Raw genomic sequence first — 18,136 nt, 5'->3', positions numbered from 1 at the left:
AATTTTGAAAAAAAATATCCTCTTTACATTTTTGATTTTGATGGCATTACAGACATTCTGTTTTGCTCAAAACTCTTTTGAAAAACCTAGAATCTTTACTGAAAAAAATCTGTTAGATGGAGCATTGATCGATGAAGATAGTAAGTTTATTGCGGGCGATAATCCTGCGTTTGCATTGCGAAACTACAATGATTCTGCCTGGAAATACGGTGATTTCAGTTCTAAGGAAACATACAATAAAAATCAGGTTTACTGGATTCGCTATTACTTTAAAATAGATTCGGCATCCGTAAATCAATCTTTGTGTTTTGATGTAAAACAAATAGGAGCTTCTGAAATTTACATAAATGGTAAAAAGATCGAGACTATAGGGAGAATTGGGAAAACCGGTTCCAGAGAATTTAGAATAAAAAATGATACTCCTGAATTGTTTTCGTTGGATAATACAGAAGTTAATGTATTGGCGATTCGCTTTCTGCCTATGGTTGGAGGGAAAAAAATGGCGATCAATTATAGTCCTGTAGCATTAGATGTAGAATTGGTCTCTGCTAATGTTTTTTTTGAGGACAATATAAAGATGATGCAGAGATTCAACTTTTTATCTATGTTGATTTGTGGTGTTTTTTCCGCATTAGGATTTATACATCTGCTCCTGTTTTTATTTTATAGAAAAGCTGTTTATAATCTGTATTTCTCAATATACAACCTCTCTATTGGTTTAATGAGCTATATGGTTCTTTTATTTTATGAAATGAAGGATCCTGAGAGTATAGATTCTTACGGTTTCTTTGCTTTCCTTTCCATGCTGGCTTTTGGAGCATCACTTACAGGTTTTGTCAACACATTATTTGGAAAAAGTAAAATCAGATTGAAAATTTCACTAATTTTTGCAGCACTGCTTCTGATGATTTATTACTTCAGTGCAAAGTTGGCTATCGGTCTGGTTACTTCTTATCTGTTTTTTGTTTGGTTTGAATCTTTATATCTGATTATAAGAGCAATGATAAGAAGAGAAAAATCGGCTTTTATAGTCGGTGGCGGGATTATTACTTTCTTTGCTATCATTATTCTCGCCATCATTTTTAATATTTTAGATTCTTTAAATATTGTTATTCCTAAAATGCTTTCAGGAGATACATTTGGAATAGTCGTCTTAATTATTATTTTTGTAAGTTTCCCGATTTCAATTTCTGCTTACCTTGGATGGCAGTTTGCGTCCACCAATTTAAGTTTGGTAAAACAACTCGATGAGGTCAATCGTCTTTCGGATGTTAATTTAAAACAGGAACAGGAAAAACAGCAGATTCTTCAGGATCAGAATGATTTGCTTGAAAAACAGGTCGATGAACGCACCTTTGAATTGCAGAAAGAAAAACAGAAAACAGAAAATTTATTATTAAATATTCTTCCCCATGAAGTTGCTGAAGAATTAAAGGAAAACGGAAGTTCAGAAGCTAAATATTATGATGAAGTAAGCGTTTTATTTACCGATTTTGTTAATTTTACCCAAAGTTCCGAGAAAATGGGGGCTGAAAAAATGTTGGTTGAACTCAACGAATGTTTCACTGCTTTCGATTTAATCATGGAAAAACATGGTTTGGAAAAAATTAAAACGATAGGTGATGCTTATTTGGCAGTTTGCGGATTGCCGATTAAAAATGAAAATCACGCTTATCAGACTGTTTTGGTAGCTTTAGATATTATTAATTTTATCGAAGAACGAAAAAAGACCAATCCGGATGTTTTGGATATCAGAATAGGAATTAACTCAGGTTCTTTAATTGCAGGAATTGTGGGAGTAAAAAAATTCGCTTACGATATTTGGGGTGATACGGTAAATACAGCCGCAAGAATGGAGCAGAACAGCGAAAAAGGAAAAATAAATATTTCTGAATCAACCTATCAGTTGATAAAAGATAGAATTGTCTGCGAATACAGGGGGAAAATCCACACCAAAGGAAAGGGTGAAATGGATATGTATTTCGCTTTGGAAACTAAAAAGGATTTATAAAAATAATCTAAAACCTTTCCATTGCGAACGAAAAATATGCAGAAAACAGTCAGAAAAATCTTTGCGCTCTTTGCGTTTAAATAAATAATAACATTCTCTATTTTAAATATGGAATACGAAAAATTAAAAAAAATCATCATCAACAGATTAAAGGAAAACCTTCCTGAACATCTTTCCTATCACAGCGTAATGCATGTGAAAGACGTTATTGATTCTGTAGAAAAAATTGCAACATCTGAACGTGTTAGTGAAGAAGATTTAATGTTGCTAAAAACTGCTGCCTTATTTCATGATACAGGATTTCTGTACGGCTCGAAAAACCATGAGGAAAAATCTTGTGAAATTGCAGAAGAATATCTTTCAAATTATGGCTATTCAAACGATCAGACTGAGAAGATAAAAGGAATGATTATGGCGACAAAAATTCCGCAGACTCCGCATAACCATTTAGAACAGATTTTGGCAGATGCCGATCTGGATTATTTGGGAAGAGATGATTTTTTCGTGATAGGCGATAAATTGTTCGAAGAACTTTCAATGTTCGGAATAGTTAATTCTGAGCGTGACTGGAATTTATTGCAGGAAAAATTCTTAGAAAGCCACCATTATTTTACTGAAACTGCTATCAGCAGCAGAAATCAAAAAAAACAGGATAACCTGAATATTATTAAAACAAAATTAAAAAACTACTGATCACTGTTATGAGCTCAGCTTCAACTAAACATGGACCGCTATTTACCATTTCAGATATTATTTATCTCGTTTTAGGCGTAATTTCTGCAAGTTTTGCCTTAAAATCTTTTCTGGTTCCCAACCACTTCTTAGATGGTGGAGTTACCGGAATTTCACTTTTACTGCACGAAGTGTATCATTGGAATCTGGGAATAGTTTTATTGGTTTTAAATATCCCATTCATCGTTTTGGCATATTTCCAAATCGGAAAACATTTTGCGATTCGAAGTTTTTTGACGATTTTATTAATCATCATAACCATCTATTTCGTTCCTTTTCCTGAAATGACTCACGATAAACTTTTAGTCGCCATGTTCGGTGGATTTTTCATGGGAATAGGAATCGGATTGTCAATGCGCGGTGGCGGAACTTTCGATGGAATGGAAGTTTTAGCATTGCTGACTTTCAAAAAAAGCAGTTTCAGCATCACTGAAATCATTTTAGGAATGAATGTTGTGATTTTCATCATCGCAGCAGTTTTCTTAAAAGTGGAAACGGCTTTGTATGCGATTATGACCTATCTTGTTGCAAGTCAGATTACCAAATATGTGATTGAAGGAATTGAAGCCTACACAGGCGTAACGATTGTTTCAGCAAACAGCGAAGAAATAAAAAAAGCGTTGGTATTAACGATGAATAAAGGAATCACTGTTTATAGAGGCGAGAGAGGTTTTATGAAAGAATCTTTTGAGCAGAGCAGTGATGCAGATATTATTTTCACGATTGTAACAAGACTTGAAGTAAGAAAATTACAGAATATTGTCCGTTCAATAGATCCTAAGGCATTTATTTTTACCCAAACCGTTAGAGAACCTCAAGGCGGAATTGTAAAGGAAATTATTAAACATTAAAATTTTAATAAAATATGCTTAAAGCCTTATGAATTTCAATCATAAGGCTTTAATTTTGTATAACAAACATCCAAAACAATGAAACGCTCCGGAACCGCAACATTACCTCTTCACTACGGCAAAGTACCACCTTGGCTGTACGAGCGTATGTCGATTCTCGGACTTTCCATTGTAGAAGTGATGCTTGCAGATTATGGGAAAAATGAAGTTTTAAGGAGACTTGCAGATCCGTTTTGGTTTCAGAGTTTTGGTGCAGTGATGGGGATGGATTGGCATTCTTCAGGAATTACCACTTCTGTGATGGGCGCTTTGAAACGCAGTATTAATCCAAATTCCAAAGAATTAGGAATTTATATTTGTGGTGGAAAAGGAAAATTGTCCAAAGAAACACCAAACGAACTGTTAGTCATTGCCGATAAAACAGGATTGAATGGTAACGAATTGGTTCGGGCAAGTAAACTCTCCGCAAAAGTAGATAATACAGCAATTCAGGATGGTTATCAGTTGTATCTGCATAATTTTATTGTTTCGGATGAAGGAAATTGGTCGGTTGTTCAGCAGGGAATGAACGATTCAGACGGAACTGCCCGTCGTTATCATTGGCATTCCGAAAATATGGAATCTTTTGTTGATGAGCCCCATAAAGGAATTCAAGGGATTAATCGTGGGAATATTCTTAATTTAACAGCCAGTGAGGCGCAGGAAAACCGTAAAGGAATTTTAGATATTTCACATACTAATTCAGAAAAAATTATGCAGGATTTTGCCAATTTAATTTTGCCTAATCATCACGATGTTCGTGCTTCTGATGTTGATTTAAAAAAACTGGGGACACTTTTGTACATGACAAGAGAAAATCAACCCGAAAATTTCGAAGAACTGCTGTTATTGAAAGGAGTAGGACCGCGCACTTTACAAAGTCTGGCATTGGTGAGCGAAGTGATTCATGGTGCACCATCCAGATTCAGAGATCCTGCAAGGTTTTCATTTGCTCATGGTGGAAAAGATGGTCATCCGTTTCCAGTTCCCATTACTATTTATGACGAAACAATTTCAATTTTGCAAAAAGGAATTGAAAAATCAAAGCTTGGAAATTCAGATAAATTACAATCTATAAATAAACTTCACACCATTATTGCTGAAGCAGAGAAAAATTTCACTCCGGATTTCGATATTAATGATGTCATCGAAGAAGAAAGGCAAAATTCTTGGCGTTTTGGTGGTAAAACTGTGTTTGGTGATGCGGAAAAACCTGCTCCTTCTAAACCTATTCAGCTTTCTTTGTTTTAGAGCTTATTCTTTGTTGTAAATTAATATTCTACAATTCCCGGAAAAACTTTATTTTTAAAGTCAGTTTTAAATTGACAAAAATGAGTAGTGATGCCTTTCAAATCTATCGTGACTTTCCCTTTTTTATGGAAGAAGAACTTGAAGAAATATTTCAGGCACATGAAAAAGTAGTTTTTCAGAAAGGTGATTTTATTCTTAAAGAAGGAAAAACCGCCAACGAATATTATATTTTGGAAAAAGGGCTGGCGCGTTCTTTTGTCAATGACTTTAACGGAAATGAAGTAACCACACACTTTTTCGTCGAAAATGAAATCGTTATTGAAGTATCTTCGTTATTTCAGAGAATTCCGACTCAGGAAAATATTGTCTGCATCACCGATTGCGAATTTCGAAAGATGGATTTTGATACTTTTCAGGAGCTCTATCATAAAATCCAAAATCTCAGCGAATGGGGAAGAGCGTGGATGTCTCAGCAACTTTTCGTTTATAAGCAACGTTCTGTTGAGATATTTACTCTTTCTGCAACCAAACGTTATCTACATCTTTTAGAACAGAAACCGCAGGTCATACAATTTGCTCCTTTGAAGCAGATCGCTTCCTATCTAGGAGTTACCGACACGTCTTTAAGTAGAATCCGTAAAGAATTGGTTTCGCATCCCAAGAAAAATTAAATCTTGCCCTATGGCAAGTTGATTTTCGTTCTGACTTGGTAATTTTGGTTAAAAATTTAACACTAAAAAAATTACAACATGAAAATCAATCAAATTTATGTGAACCTTCCGGTAAAAGATATTCAGAAAACTAAAGAATTCTGGACGAATATTGGTTTCTCGATCAACGAGCAGATTACTGATGAAAAAGCAGTATGTGTGATGATGAGTGACAATATTCAGGTAATGTTTTTAACGGAAGAATTTTTCCAGACTTTCTCTGAAAGACCAGTTCCGAAAGGTGATACAACTCAGGTTTTGGTTGCTATTGGTCTAGACAGTAGGGACGAGGTTGATCAGTTAGTGAATGCTGCTTTGGCCAATGGAGCTTATCAGCATGAAGAAGCACAGGATCACGGATGGATGTATCAAAACTCTTTCTGGGATATCAACGGACATGGCTGGAATGTCATTTTTGCAGACCCTTCTCAGTTTCCGATAGAATAGTTTAAATACTAATATCACGATATTTTCCAATAATTTCACTAATACTTTACAAGTGGAACACAAACTCTGTGCGATCAAAAAAATGCGAGAGAAAATAAAAAACAATCAAATGGATACACCAAAATCAAAAAAATTAGACATCATCATTCCGGCATTTCGAGGTCACAGTCAGAATTTCCTGATGGTTCTCGATGGAATTTCTGAAGACGATGCACTGAAAAGAATTGAAGAAAGAACAAACCATATTATTTGGATGGTTGGGAATTTTCTTGATATGCGTTATGCAATGGGATCTGTTCTCGGACTTCAGGAAGAATTTGAATTTAAAGATTTTTTCTTTCAGGGAAAAGCATTGGATGAAAGTTTAACTTACCCAAGTTTAAAAGAATTAAAAAATAGTTTTCATCAAATTTCACCGTTGGTTTACAATAAATTATTGGAAGTCTCTGATGAAGAATTGAACAAAGCTTTTCCGATGGGAATGAACATTGATTTCTTCCCCGAAACAGGTCTGAATTTTATAGGAATGTGCATTGGTAGAGAAGATTATCTAAGCGGACAGATCGGTTTGATGCGTAAAATTCTAGGTTACGAAGGAATGAAATATGATTTTGATAAAGATTTAAAATATTAGAAATGAAACCAGTCGAAAAAGGTTATAAACACGTAAACGGAATCAGGATGTATTATGAAATCTATGGTTCCGGAAAGCCTTTGGTATTGATTCATGGCGGCGACGGTTCGATTTTATTTGATTTTAAAGAAATCATTTCGAGATTGGAAAGTCAATTTCAACTCATCGGAATTGATCTTCAAAATCACGGAATGACTGAACATCGAGAGATTCCTGAAACTTTTGAACAGGATGCTCATGATGTTGCTGCTCTTTTAAAAGAAATAAATATTGAAAAAGCTTCATTCTGGGGTTTCAGTAATGGCGGAAATACTGTGATGCAGGTGGCTCATATTTATCCTGAAATGGTTGAAAAACTAGTTATTGCATCAGCATTTTATAAAAAAAGCGGAATGATGGATGGTTTTTTTGAGAATATGATGGAAGCAACACTGGAATCAATGCCGGAACCATTGAAAATTAATTTCTTAAACTTAAATCAGGACTTTTCAGCACTTGAAAATATGTTTGATAAAGACTGTAAAAGAATGCAGACTTTTGAAGATTGGAATGAAGATATTTTAAAAGGGATAAAATCTCCGACTTTGTTTATTTCCGGTGATAAAGACGTGATAAAACCGGAACATATTGTCGAAATGTGGCGTTGTAAAAGATTCAGAATTAATGATTCTTCCTGCAACTCATGGCTCTTACATGATGGCTGATTTTAGTGGAAATACAGATGAAAAACTGATTGATTTTACAGTGAATGAAGTCGAAAATTTTTTGAATAATTAATTTTTTTCGTTGAGAATAAACTTAATAATAAGTACAGCTTTTGATCTTTGCTGAGTGAAACACCTTTGTGAACAAAAATATTTTCAAACTTTTCGAAATTAAAAAATTACAAACTAAACCAACCAAAATATTAACAATTAAAAAATAAAAAATCATGGCTAAATTAAATCCGTACTTAAATTTTGATGGGAAAGCAGAAGAGGCTTTCAATTTTTACAAATCCGTTTTCGGAGGAGAATTCTTAGGTGAAATTCACAAAATGGGAAATGCTCCCGGAACTGAAAATTTATCAGACGAAGAAAAAAACAGAGTGATGCATATTGCGCTTCCTGTTGGCGGAGATTTGTTGATGGCATCAGACATTGTTCCAAGTTTCGGGCAGAATCTTACGGTTGGAAATAACAATTACGTTTCCATTTTCCCTGAATCAAGAGATGAAGCCGACAGACTTTTCAAAGGGCTTTCCGATGGTGGAAACGTTGAAATGCCGATTGAAGACCAGTTTTGGGGTGATTATTTTGGAAGTTTTCAAGATAAATATGGAGTTCATTGGATGGTGAACTATAATGAAGAATATATAAAATAATCTTATCTTTAAACTAAATTATAAAAAGGGTAACTGATTTTTGGTTGCCCTTTTCACATCAATAAAAAAAATACGATTATGGAAACAATTACTATTGACATCACAATTTTAGCCCCTGTTCAGAAGGTTTGGGATTATTACAACGATCCGGAACATATTACGAAATGGAATTTTGCAGACGATTCATGGCATTGTCCAAGCTCTGAAAATGATTTGAAAGTTGGTGGAAAATTCAAGAACAGAATGGAAGCGAAAGACGGAAGTTTCGGATTTGATTTTGAAGGCATTTATGATGAAGTTATTTCTAATGAAAGAATAAAATACCATTTGGAAGACGGAAGAAACGTAGAAGTAATTTTCAAGATAATTGATGAAAATACAACGAATGTAAAGATCAATTTCGATCCTGAGAAGCAAAATTCAGTACAAATGCAGAGAGACGGCTGGTATGCGATCCTGAATAATTTTCATAAATATGTAGAAAATCATTAATAATCTTTATCATGATCAATTTAGTAATAATGGCGAAATGTTTAAGCTCCATTTGCGCTGTGAGTCATGTTGTGAAAGAGAATAATTTTTTACAGGGAATTATTTCAATTCCGGCAAGAAAAGCGTTGGAAAAAAAGAATATTGATTCACTTGAAAAATTGTCTGATTATTCTGAAGAACAAATTATGCAATTGAAGGATTTTGATAAAAATGCAATGTTAAAGTTGAAAAATCATATGAAACAAAATTATGTTTCTTTTAAAATTAAATAATCAACTAAATTTAAAATTATGAATAACGATATTTTCCTGTGTCTTTGGTACGATGATAATGCTGAGGAATCGGCAGAATTTTACTGTAAAATTTTCAATGGAAAAATTACCGCAGATACCCCTGTTGTGATGAATGTTGATCTTTTCGGTCAGAAACTAATGTTGTTGAATGGAGGTCCACATTTTAAGAAAAATGCTTCCGTTTCGTTTATGGTAATTTGTGAAACTGAAGATGAGGTTCAGAAATATTGGGATCAGTTATTGGATGGCGGAATGGTCTTAATGCCTTTGGATTCTTATTCTTGGAGTAAAAAATACGGCTGGATTCAGGATAAATATGGGGTAACCTGGCAAATATTTTTAGGCGAAAAGCAAGCCGAACAGAAAATTATTCCGACCTTAATGTTTATCCATGAAAACAATGGAAAAGCAATGGAAGCGATGGAATTGTACACAAAAATATTCCCGAATTCTAAAATCGGAAATATTCTGAGATACGGAGACGGAAGTGAAGGTCATCCAAGTCCTGAACCTGCCGACAATATTCAACATGCTCATTTTGAAATTGATGGTTACAGCTTCTTCTGCATGGATAATTCTTACGATCATCAATTTGATTTTAATGAAGGAATTTCGATGGTTGTAATGACTGATGATCAGGAGCAGACAGATCATTATTGGAATACGCTGATTTCTGACGGTGGAAGAGAAAGTATGTGCGGTTGGCTGAAAGATAAATTTGGTTTTAGCTGGCAGATTGTTCCGAAAAGATTGATTCAATTAATGAGTGATCCGGATCAGGAAAAATCTCAGAAAGTGGTTCAAGCGATGATGAAAATGCAGAAAATTATGATTCAGGATTTAGAAAATGCTTATGATTCTTAAGATTTAAAAAACTTCTTGCCTTCACATTTTTTCTCTTCGGCGTGTTGTTTGTATGATTTAAGAAAAGATTTGCATATGAAAACACAGAACAAGTCAGGATCAAAATCAAAAGTACCTAAAGACGGAATGTTTCCTGAAATTATCCGTAAAAATTATATAGGAAGTAAAAAGCTTCTCAACAAAAAAGCTGTTATTTCAGGCGGCGACAGCGGAATCGGGCAAGCCGTTGCTGTTCATTTTGCCCGTGAAGGGGCAGACATTGCCGTCATTTACAAGGAAAGCGACAAAGATGCTAAAGAAACCCAAAAATTAGTTGAAAAAGAAGGTCGGAAATGTATTCTTTTGAAAGGTGATGTTTCGAAAAAAGCTTTCAGATCTAAAATTTTAAATACAATTAAAAAAAACTGGAAAACGCTAGATATTCTGGTGAATAACGCCGGAATACAGTTTCCCAAAGATGATATTGAAAATATTTCTGATGATCAGATCCAGACCACTTTCAATGTTAATATTATTTCTATGATTGCCTTAACGAGAGATTTTCTGTCAGTGATGAAAAAAGGCAGCCGCATTATCTGTACAACATCCGTAACCGCCTATCGCGGAAGTGATCATTTAATTGATTATTCAGCGACCAAGGGAGCAATTGCAACATTTGTCCGTTCTATGGCAACCAATATTGCAGAGAAAGGAATTCTGGTAAACGGTGTTGCTCCGGGACCGATTTGGACTCCATTGGTAAAAGAAACCTTCGATGATCTATCGACTTTTGGTAAAGATAATCCACTAAAAAGAGCAGGACAACCTTCTGAAGTTGCGCCTGCGTACGTTTTTCTGGCTTCGGAAGATTCCAGTTTTATTACTGGAGAAATTATTCATATTAATGGCGGAGATTTTGTAGGAGGATAGTTTTAAATTAATAATTACACAAAATTAAATTTAACATAAACCTTTTTAGGTTAAAACAGCAAAAATATTCACAGCAATGGAAAAGCTTACATTTAAAATTCAGATTAATGCAGAACCGGAAAAAGTATGGAGCGTTCTTTGGGATCACACTTCGTACAGGCAATGGACAACGGCTTTTAATGAAGGTTCTTTTTATGAGGGTACTTTGGAAGAGGGTAGTATCGTAAAATTTTATGATCCCAATAATAATGGAATGTTCAGCAGAGTAGAGAAAAATATTGCTAATGAAGAGATGAAATTTCTACATCTTGGCGAAATTTATGAAGGTGTGGAAGCTCCTCAGGATTGGGGCGAAGCGACCGAATCTTATATTTTGGAAGAAAATGATGAGGGTACAATATTAAAAGGTGAAATTCAGACTACGCAAGAATACAAAGCATTTTTTGAAGAAAAATTTCCTTTAGCATTGGGAATTATTAAAAATCTTTCAGAAAATCAGTTTTAATCTAAATCGAAGTAATTATAACATATCAACCAAAAACTCAACAATATGGAAACTTTATCGTATGAAAAAATAATTGACGCTTCAAAACAAAAAGTTTGGGATATTCTCTGGGATGCCGAAACGTATAAGGAATGGACTAAATTTTTTAACCCTAAATCTGCTTCTTTTATGAAATCTGATTGGAAAGTAGGTGGGAAAACTTATTTTGTCAATACTGAAGGCGAGGGAATGGTTTCTACTATCGACAGTCTTGAAGAGCCCAACCAAATTATTTTTAAACATTTGGGAATGGTAGATAAAGATGGAAATGAAGATACCGAAAGTATGGAAATTAAACAATGGAGTGGTTTTTTTGAAAAATATATTCTGATTGATTTCGACGGAAAAACGAAACTTCACGCTGAGGTTCAAATAGAAAAAGAATGGCATGATCATATGAATGAAGGTTTTATAAAAGGTTTGGAAATTGTAAAAGATCTTGCCGAAGAAAATAAAGATGAGTTAAATAGTTTATTCTGATTTTTTTATTTGATTGTTACCAAGTTTGAGATAATTTTACAGTTAAAATTAAATATGAAATTATTATCAATCCTTTTTATAACTTTTATTCTGGCTTTGTTGGGAACAAAAATTTTCCAGGGAAGCTGGAATTTTTTATTTTCCGGAAATTTGGGAATGGCAGTCTTTATTATATTCACAGGGTTAGCACATTTTAAATTTCAGAAAGGAATGGCGATGATGATTCCTGATTTTATTCCCGCTAAAATGTTTTGGGTATATTTTACTGGAATTCTTGAAATTGCTGCCGGAGTTGGATTAATGATTCCTTCGATTCGTGAGCTGACTTCAATTTTATTAATTATTTTCTTGTTTTTAGTTTTTTTGGCGAATATTAATGCATCAAAGAAAAAAGTGAATCTTTTCAAAGGGGATTATTCGGGTCCGGGAATGAGGTATTTATATAAGGAAAGAATTCTAATGCAGATTATTCTGGTAGTATGGACCTGGTATTTTGGAATTTATTTAAATGGATAAAAAAGATTCAGGCGGGAAGCAAAGCTTCCCGCCTGAATCAAACAATTTCAATTTAGCTACTTTTTATTATGCTTCTGCAACATCTTGTTTTCTTTCGAAACCTCTGTGGTGGCACTTTGAAGCAAATTCTTTCTTGAATTTTCCTTTCAGTTCCTGATATTGCTCTTCATCCATTTCTCTGATTTTGTCTGCCAATCCGAAAGGGGATTTTTCTTTAATTCCGTATTCTTCAAAAATACCTTTTACGAATTTTTTTCTTTGGATCGCTTTTTTAGCGATGATGGCAATTCCTGCCACAGCTAATGCTCCGAGAGCACCTTTTAATACTGAATTTTTCATTTTTTTCAAATTTTAAATTTTACTACTTTGTTTTTTATAGAGACGAATGAACTACCATTTTACTTTACTACTCCTAAAATTTAATTATTCGTTTGTTCTGTTGTTTCTGTTGAAAAATCCTCCGGAACATCTGTCTTTCCAGACTTCTTTGAATTTTTCTCTTTCTTCCGGCGACAGATTCATCATTCTTTCGCGCATCATTTTTTTCTCTTTAAATTCTTTCATTCCTTTTCCGAACTGGAAACCTCCGAAAAGAATTTTACATAAAATCAATATTCCCATTGCCTGCCAGTATGTGATCGATTTCACTCCTAAAATATCGGGAAGCAGACAGTTCCACAGTAACATGACGATCCATGTTACGCCTAAAAAAATCAACGGTGGACATAATATTAAAAAAATCCAGCCCTTTTTCTGTTTATGATTCATAATTTCTTTTTTACTAACTATTTAGATCTTCGTATAATTTTCTCAGTCTGTTTCTCAGGTGCTTTACAGCATAATTTTTTCGACTGATAATGGTCTTGATATTTTCCCCTTGCTCATTAGCAATTTCCTGAAGGGTTTTATCATTGAGTTCATTTTCTACGTAGACAATTCTTTGTTTTTCGGGAAGTTCTTCTAAGGCTTCAAATAACTTTTTCCAGATTTCATCCTGAAACATTTTCACTTCCGGGCCGGCGCTTTCATCCATCAGCAGAATATCCTTAATGGAAAATTCGCCGTCTTCATCTTCATATACAAAATCTTCAAGATTTTCGGTCTTCTTTTTTCGGTATTTGTCAGTGATTTTGTTCGCCGTCACCCTGTATAGCCAGCCACCAACATTCACAATATCAGAAATATTGGTAAGACTACTGAACTGATACCACACCTCCTGCAGAATATCTTCGGCATCTTCCGTATTTTTCACCTTCGGACGAATATACGACATCAGCTTTCCTCCGTACTTTGAAACGGTTTGTGAGATGATATTTTCCTTCTCCTTCTGTGGCATTGTTATTTTTTCGACAACCTCCATATTGCTATGACGATTGAAAATTTTATTTTACTTTAATAAATTTAAAATATTTTCTGGGAAATCCAATTTTTCTTTTATTCATCGGATATTTAATTTTCTTATTTTGATAAAGAATGAATTTATACACAATTATATGAGATTTTATTACTGTTTCTTAGAAGCTTTTTCCCGCTATCCACTATATCTTTTGGGTTACGGCTTCCGCTTCGCTTCAGCCGCAACCCAAAAGGATGCCGTTTCTATCGGGGCTAAGGTTGTAGTCATTCTTTTCCAACACTAGTAGCGAACCGACAACACAAATTCCCCTCCACCGGAGAGGTGGCGAAAATTCGGAAGAATTTTTGACGGGTTGGTTTTGAATCGTATTAAATCATTTCAATCGTTACATTTTTTATATTAAAATCGCACCCTTTACTAAGTGAAACGGCTTTGCAAACGAAAAATATTCTCAAACATTACAAAGAAAATCTTTGTAGACTTTGGTTAAGAAAAAATATGAGTTTCAGTAATGAAAGAGATTGTTTCACTTTGTTCGCAATGACAAAAATCCGTATTTTTGCATAGTTCAATGAAAGATTATTACTATTTTCTCGGGATTTCTCACGATGCTTCAGAAGAAGACATCAAAAAATCTTACAGAAAATTGTCCTTAAAATATCATCCTGACAAAAACCCAGACGATGATTTTTTTTCTGATCGTTTTAAAGAAATTCAGGAAGCGTATGAAACATTGAGTGATAAAAGCCTCAGATATACTTATGACCAGAATTTAGAAAGTCATCAGAAAAGTTTCAGATATAATATTCCACCTTCTATAAAGACTTTTACGGCAAACAAAATTCATGTGAAGAAAGGAGAGGAGATCATCATTAATTGGCAGACACAGAATGCGGATGTCGTAAAGGTATTACCTTTCGGATTAGAAAAACCTTATGGAGAAAGAGTTTTTAAGATAACAGAATTCAAAGATGGAAAATTCCAGATTCTCCTTCATGCGACAAATTCACTGTTACACAAGACTGTAGTTCAGGGAATTACTATTACCGAAGTATTTGAGAGCAATTCAGAAAAATTTAAGGATAAAGCGGAAGAACTATTCAAGTCGCAACCGAGAACTGTTGCAAATCCTTATGGTCGACCAAAAATTATGAAAATAATGGCAGCCGTTTTGTTGATTATTTTGGCGATTTATTTTTTAGTAAAGAACTATAGCAATTAAGCCATTTTTGCTCTTCCCGGGCATTTTTTGCATCTTTTCCCTTTTTTAAACTTCTTGCAACAAGATTTTTTATCGCCACAATACATATTTTCATTATTCAATGCAAATGCAGGAGTTAAAGCCGGTACTTTGAAAGGGATAATCGTATTCATGTTGCAAATATATTAATTTAGAATAAATATAATTAATGTTTTTGCAAAAAATGTTACTTTCCTGTTTTTTAACAGTTTATCGCGATTATCAATAAACTAAAATCTTGAATTTTTGAAAAATTTAAATTTTTCTCAACAAATGTGAGTTTTCTAACTAAAATCTTATGTTTTTTTACAAAAATTGAATTTCTGCGGTTAATATTAATTTAATATAAAAGTGAATTTTAACTGTTTTTGTAATTAAAATGACAATAAAAACCTTTTAATTTTGAAATAGTTAGAGCAGTAATCTGATTTGTTTGTGATTTTAAATTAGTTGCAAAATTTTCTAAAAATGCGTAATTTTACCCATCTTTTTTACAAACAAAATCTAATATAAAAAATGAATACAGAACAGTTTGTGAGCCGTCACATTTCCTTAAATGAAGCCGATAAACAGGCGATGCTGGAAAAAGTTGGCGTTTCAAGTATCGAAGAGCTCATCTCTCAAACCATCCCTTCTTCTATCCGCTTAGAAAAAGATCTTGAAATCTCAGAACCGCTTTCAGAATACGAAATGCTGAATCATTCGAAAGAATTGGCATCGAAAAATACTGATTATACAAGCTATATAGGTTTTGGATATCACAATACGCTTTTGCCATCGGCTATTCAGAGAAATATTTTTGAAAACCCGAGTTGGTACACTGCCTATACACCTTATCAGGCGGAAATCGCACAGGGAAGATTGGAAGCTCTTCTTAATTTCCAGACTGTTGTATGTGATTTGACAGGTTTTGCTTTGGCAAACGCTTCATTGTTGGACGAATCTACAGCGGCTGCGGAAGCAATGCACATGTTCTTCAACAACAGAACAAAAGATCAGAAAAAAGCAGGAGCTAACAAGTTCTTCGTTTCTGATTTAGTTTTACCTCAGACAATTTCAGTATTGAAAACTAAAGCTGAAGGGTTGGAGATAGAAATCGTAGAAGGTGATCACAAAATGCATGAGTTTGATGGTTCTTACTACGGAGTTTTATTGCAGTATCCCGGTAAAAACGGAATTGTTCTGGATTATACAGAAGATATTGTAGAATATAAAAAATTAGATCTTCAGGTAGCTGTTGCTTGTGATCCTATGGCTTTGGTTAAATTAAAATCTCCTGCATCAATGGGCGCTGACTGTGCTGTTGGTACCACTCAGAGATTTGGTATTCCATTGGGTTACGGAGGTCCTCACGCAGCATTTTTCTCTTGTAAGGAAGATTATAAAAGAGATATTCCGGGAAGAATTATCGGGGTTTCTCAGGATATGTACGGAAGACGTGCATTGAGAATGGCTTTACAGACCAGAGAGCAACATATTAAGAGAGAAAGAGCAACTTCAAATATCTGCACGGCTCAGGTTCTTTTGGCAGTTATGGCCGGAATGTATGCTGTTTATCACGGTCCGAAAGGATTAAATTACATCGCTGACCAAATTCACTTTAAAGCAAATGCTTTGAAAAATGGTTTGAAAGCTTTAGGTTATCAAACTGTTGAAGAACCAATTTTTGATACGGTAAAAATTACTTTAAGCGAAGATGAGAAAGGCAGATTAATGAGAATGATGCTTGATCATAAACTGAATTTAAACTATTTCACAGAAGGCGTTGTAAGTATTGCGATCAACGAAAGTACAACATTGGAAAAATTAAATGTTCTAATGGCTTCTTTCGCTCAGTTTAAAGACAAGCAGACTTTCAAATTAGAAATAAAAGAAGGATACAGCATTCCTGAAGAAAATCTTAGAAAAGACGAAATTCTTACAGAAAGTGTATTCAACAAATACCATACGGAAACAGAATTGATGCGTTATATCAAGCGTCTGGAAAGAAAAGATTTATCGTTGACTCATTCAATGATTTCTTTGGGTTCTTGTACGATGAAACTGAACGCAGCAACGCAAATGTTACCACTTTCTTGGGACAACTGGGGAGCGATTCATCCGTTTGTACCGGTTGATCAGGCTGGTGGTTATCAGGAAATGATCCGTGAATTAGAGAAAGATTTAGCTGAAATTACAGGTTTTGCAGGAACTTCTCTTCAGCCAAATTCAGGAGCGCAGGGAGAATATGCGGGATTAATGGTAATCAGAGAATATCACATTTCAAGAGGCGAAGGTCACAGAAATGTAGTATTAATTCCTCAGTCTGCACATGGAACAAACCCGGCATCTGCAGCAATGGCAGGAATGAAAATTGTTGTTGTTAAAAATCTTGAAAGCGGAGAAATTGATTTCGAAGACTTAAAAGCTAAAACAGAACAGCATTCTGAAAACCTTTCTTGTGTAATGATCACATATCCGTCAACATACGGATTCTTTGATGCTAACATCATCGAAATTACAAACTTAATCCACCAACATGGCGGGCAGGTGTATATGGATGGTGCCAACATGAATGCTCAGGTAGGATATACAAGTCCTGGAAACATCGGGGCAGACGTTTGTCACTTGAACTTGCACAAAACTTTCGCTATTCCTCACGGAGGTGGAGGTCCTGGAGTTGGTCCAATTTGTGTGGCTAAACACTTAGTTCCTTTCTTGCCTTCAAATGCAAATATCAGAATCGGAGCTAAAGAAGCTATTGACGGTATTTCTGCCGCACCTTACGGTTCTGGTTTGATCTTGAATATTTCTTATGCTTACATCAAAATGTTAGGAACTTCAGGATTGAAAAAAGCAACTGAGCATGCGATCTTGAATGCTAACTATTTGAAAGAAATTTTAGCTGAGCATTTCCCGATTTTATATTCAAACGAAAACGGAAAAGTGGCTCACGAATGTATCGTAGATTTCAGACAGTTTAAATCTTTAGGAATTGAAGTTGCTGATGTTGCGAAAAGATTGATGGATTATGGATTCCACGCTCCAACAGTTTCTTTCCCGGTTGCGGGAACATTAATGATTGAGCCGACTGAATCTGAAAGCAAAGCTGAAATCGACCGTTTTGCGGAAGCTTTAATTGCTATCAAACATGAAATTGATGAGATTGCAAACGGTGAAGCTGATGCTACCAACAACGTATTGAAAAATGCTCCTCACACAGAACAATTGGTAATCTCAGATTCTTGGGATAAACCATACAGCAGAGAAAAAGCGGCATATCCGCTGGAGTGGGTGAGAGATCACAAATTCTTTGCTTCTGTTTCAAGAGTTGATGAAGCTTACGGAGACAGAAACTTAGTGTGTACTTGTGAGCCGATTGAAGCTTATATGTAATTAAAAATTTTTAAATATAAACTCCCTT

Annotated in this window: 22 protein-coding genes; 18 read left to right on the top strand and 4 right to left on the bottom strand. The window is 34.6% G+C overall.

Annotated features, from left to right (window positions below; all coding sequences use genetic code 11):
- Positions 1 to 4: 4 nt before the first annotated feature.
- From ASG22_RS01840 to ASG22_RS01765, 16 genes are all read left to right on the top strand, one after another.
- The gene (locus ASG22_RS01840; protein WP_157844698.1) at positions 5 to 2,011 is read left to right on the top strand and encodes an adenylate/guanylate cyclase domain-containing protein; all 2,007 of its coding nucleotides are present in this window, start codon (positions 5 to 7) and stop codon (positions 2,009 to 2,011) included.
- 108 nt (positions 2,012 to 2,119) lie between these two features.
- Complete coding sequence (locus ASG22_RS01835) at positions 2,120 to 2,704, top strand: HD domain-containing protein (protein WP_055979647.1); 585 nt, start codon at positions 2,120 to 2,122, stop codon at positions 2,702 to 2,704.
- A gap of 8 nt (positions 2,705 to 2,712) precedes the next feature.
- On the top strand, positions 2,713 to 3,594 hold the full coding sequence (locus tag ASG22_RS01830) for a YitT family protein (protein ID WP_055979645.1): 882 nt from the start codon (positions 2,713 to 2,715) through the stop codon (positions 3,592 to 3,594).
- A 78-nt stretch (positions 3,595 to 3,672) separates the two neighbouring features.
- Entirely contained in the window at positions 3,673 to 4,884 is a 1,212-nt protein-coding gene (locus ASG22_RS01825; protein WP_055979640.1) for a DUF763 domain-containing protein, read from the top strand.
- Between the two features lie 80 nt (positions 4,885 to 4,964).
- Positions 4,965 to 5,555 (top strand): Crp/Fnr family transcriptional regulator, encoded by a 591-nt coding sequence (locus ASG22_RS01820; protein ID WP_055979637.1) that lies wholly within the window; start codon positions 4,965 to 4,967, stop codon positions 5,553 to 5,555.
- A 78-nt stretch (positions 5,556 to 5,633) separates the two neighbouring features.
- Positions 5,634 to 6,041, top strand: a complete 408-nt coding sequence (locus ASG22_RS01815) for a VOC family protein (RefSeq protein ID WP_055979633.1) — start codon at positions 5,634 to 5,636, stop codon at positions 6,039 to 6,041.
- 109 nt (positions 6,042 to 6,150) lie between these two features.
- Positions 6,151 to 6,675, top strand: coding sequence for a hypothetical protein (locus ASG22_RS01810; RefSeq protein WP_055980246.1), 525 nt, complete (start codon positions 6,151 to 6,153; stop codon positions 6,673 to 6,675).
- Positions 6,676 to 6,677: 2 nt separating this feature from the next.
- Entirely contained in the window at positions 6,678 to 7,379 is a 702-nt protein-coding gene (locus ASG22_RS01805; protein WP_238586839.1) for an alpha/beta fold hydrolase, read from the top strand.
- Between the two features lie 227 nt (positions 7,380 to 7,606).
- Positions 7,607 to 8,038, top strand: a complete 432-nt coding sequence (locus ASG22_RS01800) for a VOC family protein (protein ID WP_055979630.1) — start codon at positions 7,607 to 7,609, stop codon at positions 8,036 to 8,038.
- A 78-nt stretch (positions 8,039 to 8,116) separates the two neighbouring features.
- Positions 8,117 to 8,530: an SRPBCC family protein gene (locus ASG22_RS01795; RefSeq protein ID WP_055979627.1), complete on the top strand. Its 414-nt coding sequence runs from the start codon at positions 8,117 to 8,119 to the stop codon at positions 8,528 to 8,530.
- A gap of 29 nt (positions 8,531 to 8,559) precedes the next feature.
- Entirely contained in the window at positions 8,560 to 8,802 is a 243-nt protein-coding gene (locus tag ASG22_RS01790; protein WP_238586838.1) for a hypothetical protein, read from the top strand.
- 18 nt (positions 8,803 to 8,820) lie between these two features.
- Positions 8,821 to 9,687 (top strand): VOC family protein, encoded by an 867-nt coding sequence (locus tag ASG22_RS01785; RefSeq protein WP_055979623.1) that lies wholly within the window; start codon positions 8,821 to 8,823, stop codon positions 9,685 to 9,687.
- Between the two features lie 75 nt (positions 9,688 to 9,762).
- Positions 9,763 to 10,596 (top strand): SDR family oxidoreductase, encoded by an 834-nt coding sequence (locus ASG22_RS01780; RefSeq protein ID WP_055979620.1) that lies wholly within the window; start codon positions 9,763 to 9,765, stop codon positions 10,594 to 10,596.
- A 76-nt stretch (positions 10,597 to 10,672) separates the two neighbouring features.
- Positions 10,673 to 11,101 (top strand): hypothetical protein, encoded by a 429-nt coding sequence (locus tag ASG22_RS01775; RefSeq protein WP_055979616.1) that lies wholly within the window; start codon positions 10,673 to 10,675, stop codon positions 11,099 to 11,101.
- A gap of 45 nt (positions 11,102 to 11,146) precedes the next feature.
- Positions 11,147 to 11,620 carry an SRPBCC family protein gene (locus tag ASG22_RS01770; RefSeq protein WP_055979614.1) on the top strand — a complete coding sequence of 158 codons (474 nt, stop codon included), beginning with the start codon at positions 11,147 to 11,149 and terminating at the stop codon, positions 11,618 to 11,620.
- Positions 11,621 to 11,674: 54 nt separating this feature from the next.
- Positions 11,675 to 12,136, top strand: coding sequence for a hypothetical protein (locus ASG22_RS01765; protein ID WP_055979610.1), 462 nt, complete (start codon positions 11,675 to 11,677; stop codon positions 12,134 to 12,136).
- Between the two features lie 66 nt (positions 12,137 to 12,202).
- Here the strand turns inward: ASG22_RS01765 and ASG22_RS01760 are convergent, their stop codons facing one another.
- The 3 genes from ASG22_RS01760 to ASG22_RS01750 form a co-directional block, all read right to left on the bottom strand.
- Positions 12,203 to 12,475 carry a hypothetical protein gene (locus ASG22_RS01760; RefSeq protein ID WP_055979607.1) on the bottom strand — a complete coding sequence of 91 codons (273 nt, stop codon included), beginning with the start codon at positions 12,473 to 12,475 and terminating at the stop codon, positions 12,203 to 12,205.
- A gap of 84 nt (positions 12,476 to 12,559) precedes the next feature.
- Positions 12,560 to 12,904 (bottom strand): hypothetical protein, encoded by a 345-nt coding sequence (locus ASG22_RS01755; protein ID WP_055979604.1) that lies wholly within the window; start codon positions 12,902 to 12,904, stop codon positions 12,560 to 12,562.
- A gap of 13 nt (positions 12,905 to 12,917) precedes the next feature.
- Entirely contained in the window at positions 12,918 to 13,472 is a 555-nt protein-coding gene (locus ASG22_RS01750; RefSeq protein WP_238586837.1) for an RNA polymerase sigma factor, read from the bottom strand.
- Between the two features lie 592 nt (positions 13,473 to 14,064).
- Here ASG22_RS01750 and ASG22_RS01745 point away from each other — a divergent pair.
- Positions 14,065 to 14,715: a DnaJ domain-containing protein gene (locus ASG22_RS01745; RefSeq protein WP_055979598.1), complete on the top strand. Its 651-nt coding sequence runs from the start codon at positions 14,065 to 14,067 to the stop codon at positions 14,713 to 14,715.
- On the opposite strand, the gene ASG22_RS21090 is transcribed toward ASG22_RS01745, so the two are convergent.
- Positions 14,712 to 14,867 carry a hypothetical protein gene (locus tag ASG22_RS21090; protein WP_185113777.1) on the bottom strand — a complete coding sequence of 52 codons (156 nt, stop codon included), beginning with the start codon at positions 14,865 to 14,867 and terminating at the stop codon, positions 14,712 to 14,714. The two genes, ASG22_RS01745 and ASG22_RS21090, sit on opposite strands and share 4 nt — an antisense overlap.
- A 382-nt stretch (positions 14,868 to 15,249) precedes the next feature.
- On the opposite strand from ASG22_RS21090, the gene gcvP reads away from it, so the two are divergent.
- Positions 15,250 to 18,108, top strand: coding sequence for an aminomethyl-transferring glycine dehydrogenase (gene gcvP, locus ASG22_RS01740; protein ID WP_055979595.1), 2,859 nt, complete (start codon positions 15,250 to 15,252; stop codon positions 18,106 to 18,108).
- The last annotated feature ends 28 nt before the right edge of the window (positions 18,109 to 18,136 follow it).

It is taken from the genome of Chryseobacterium sp. Leaf405 (assembly GCF_001425355.1).
Taxonomy (GTDB): domain Bacteria; phylum Bacteroidota; class Bacteroidia; order Flavobacteriales; family Weeksellaceae; genus Chryseobacterium.
The sequence above is the reverse complement of the archived record's forward strand: the minus strand, read 5'-3'. Positions and strand labels throughout refer to the sequence as shown.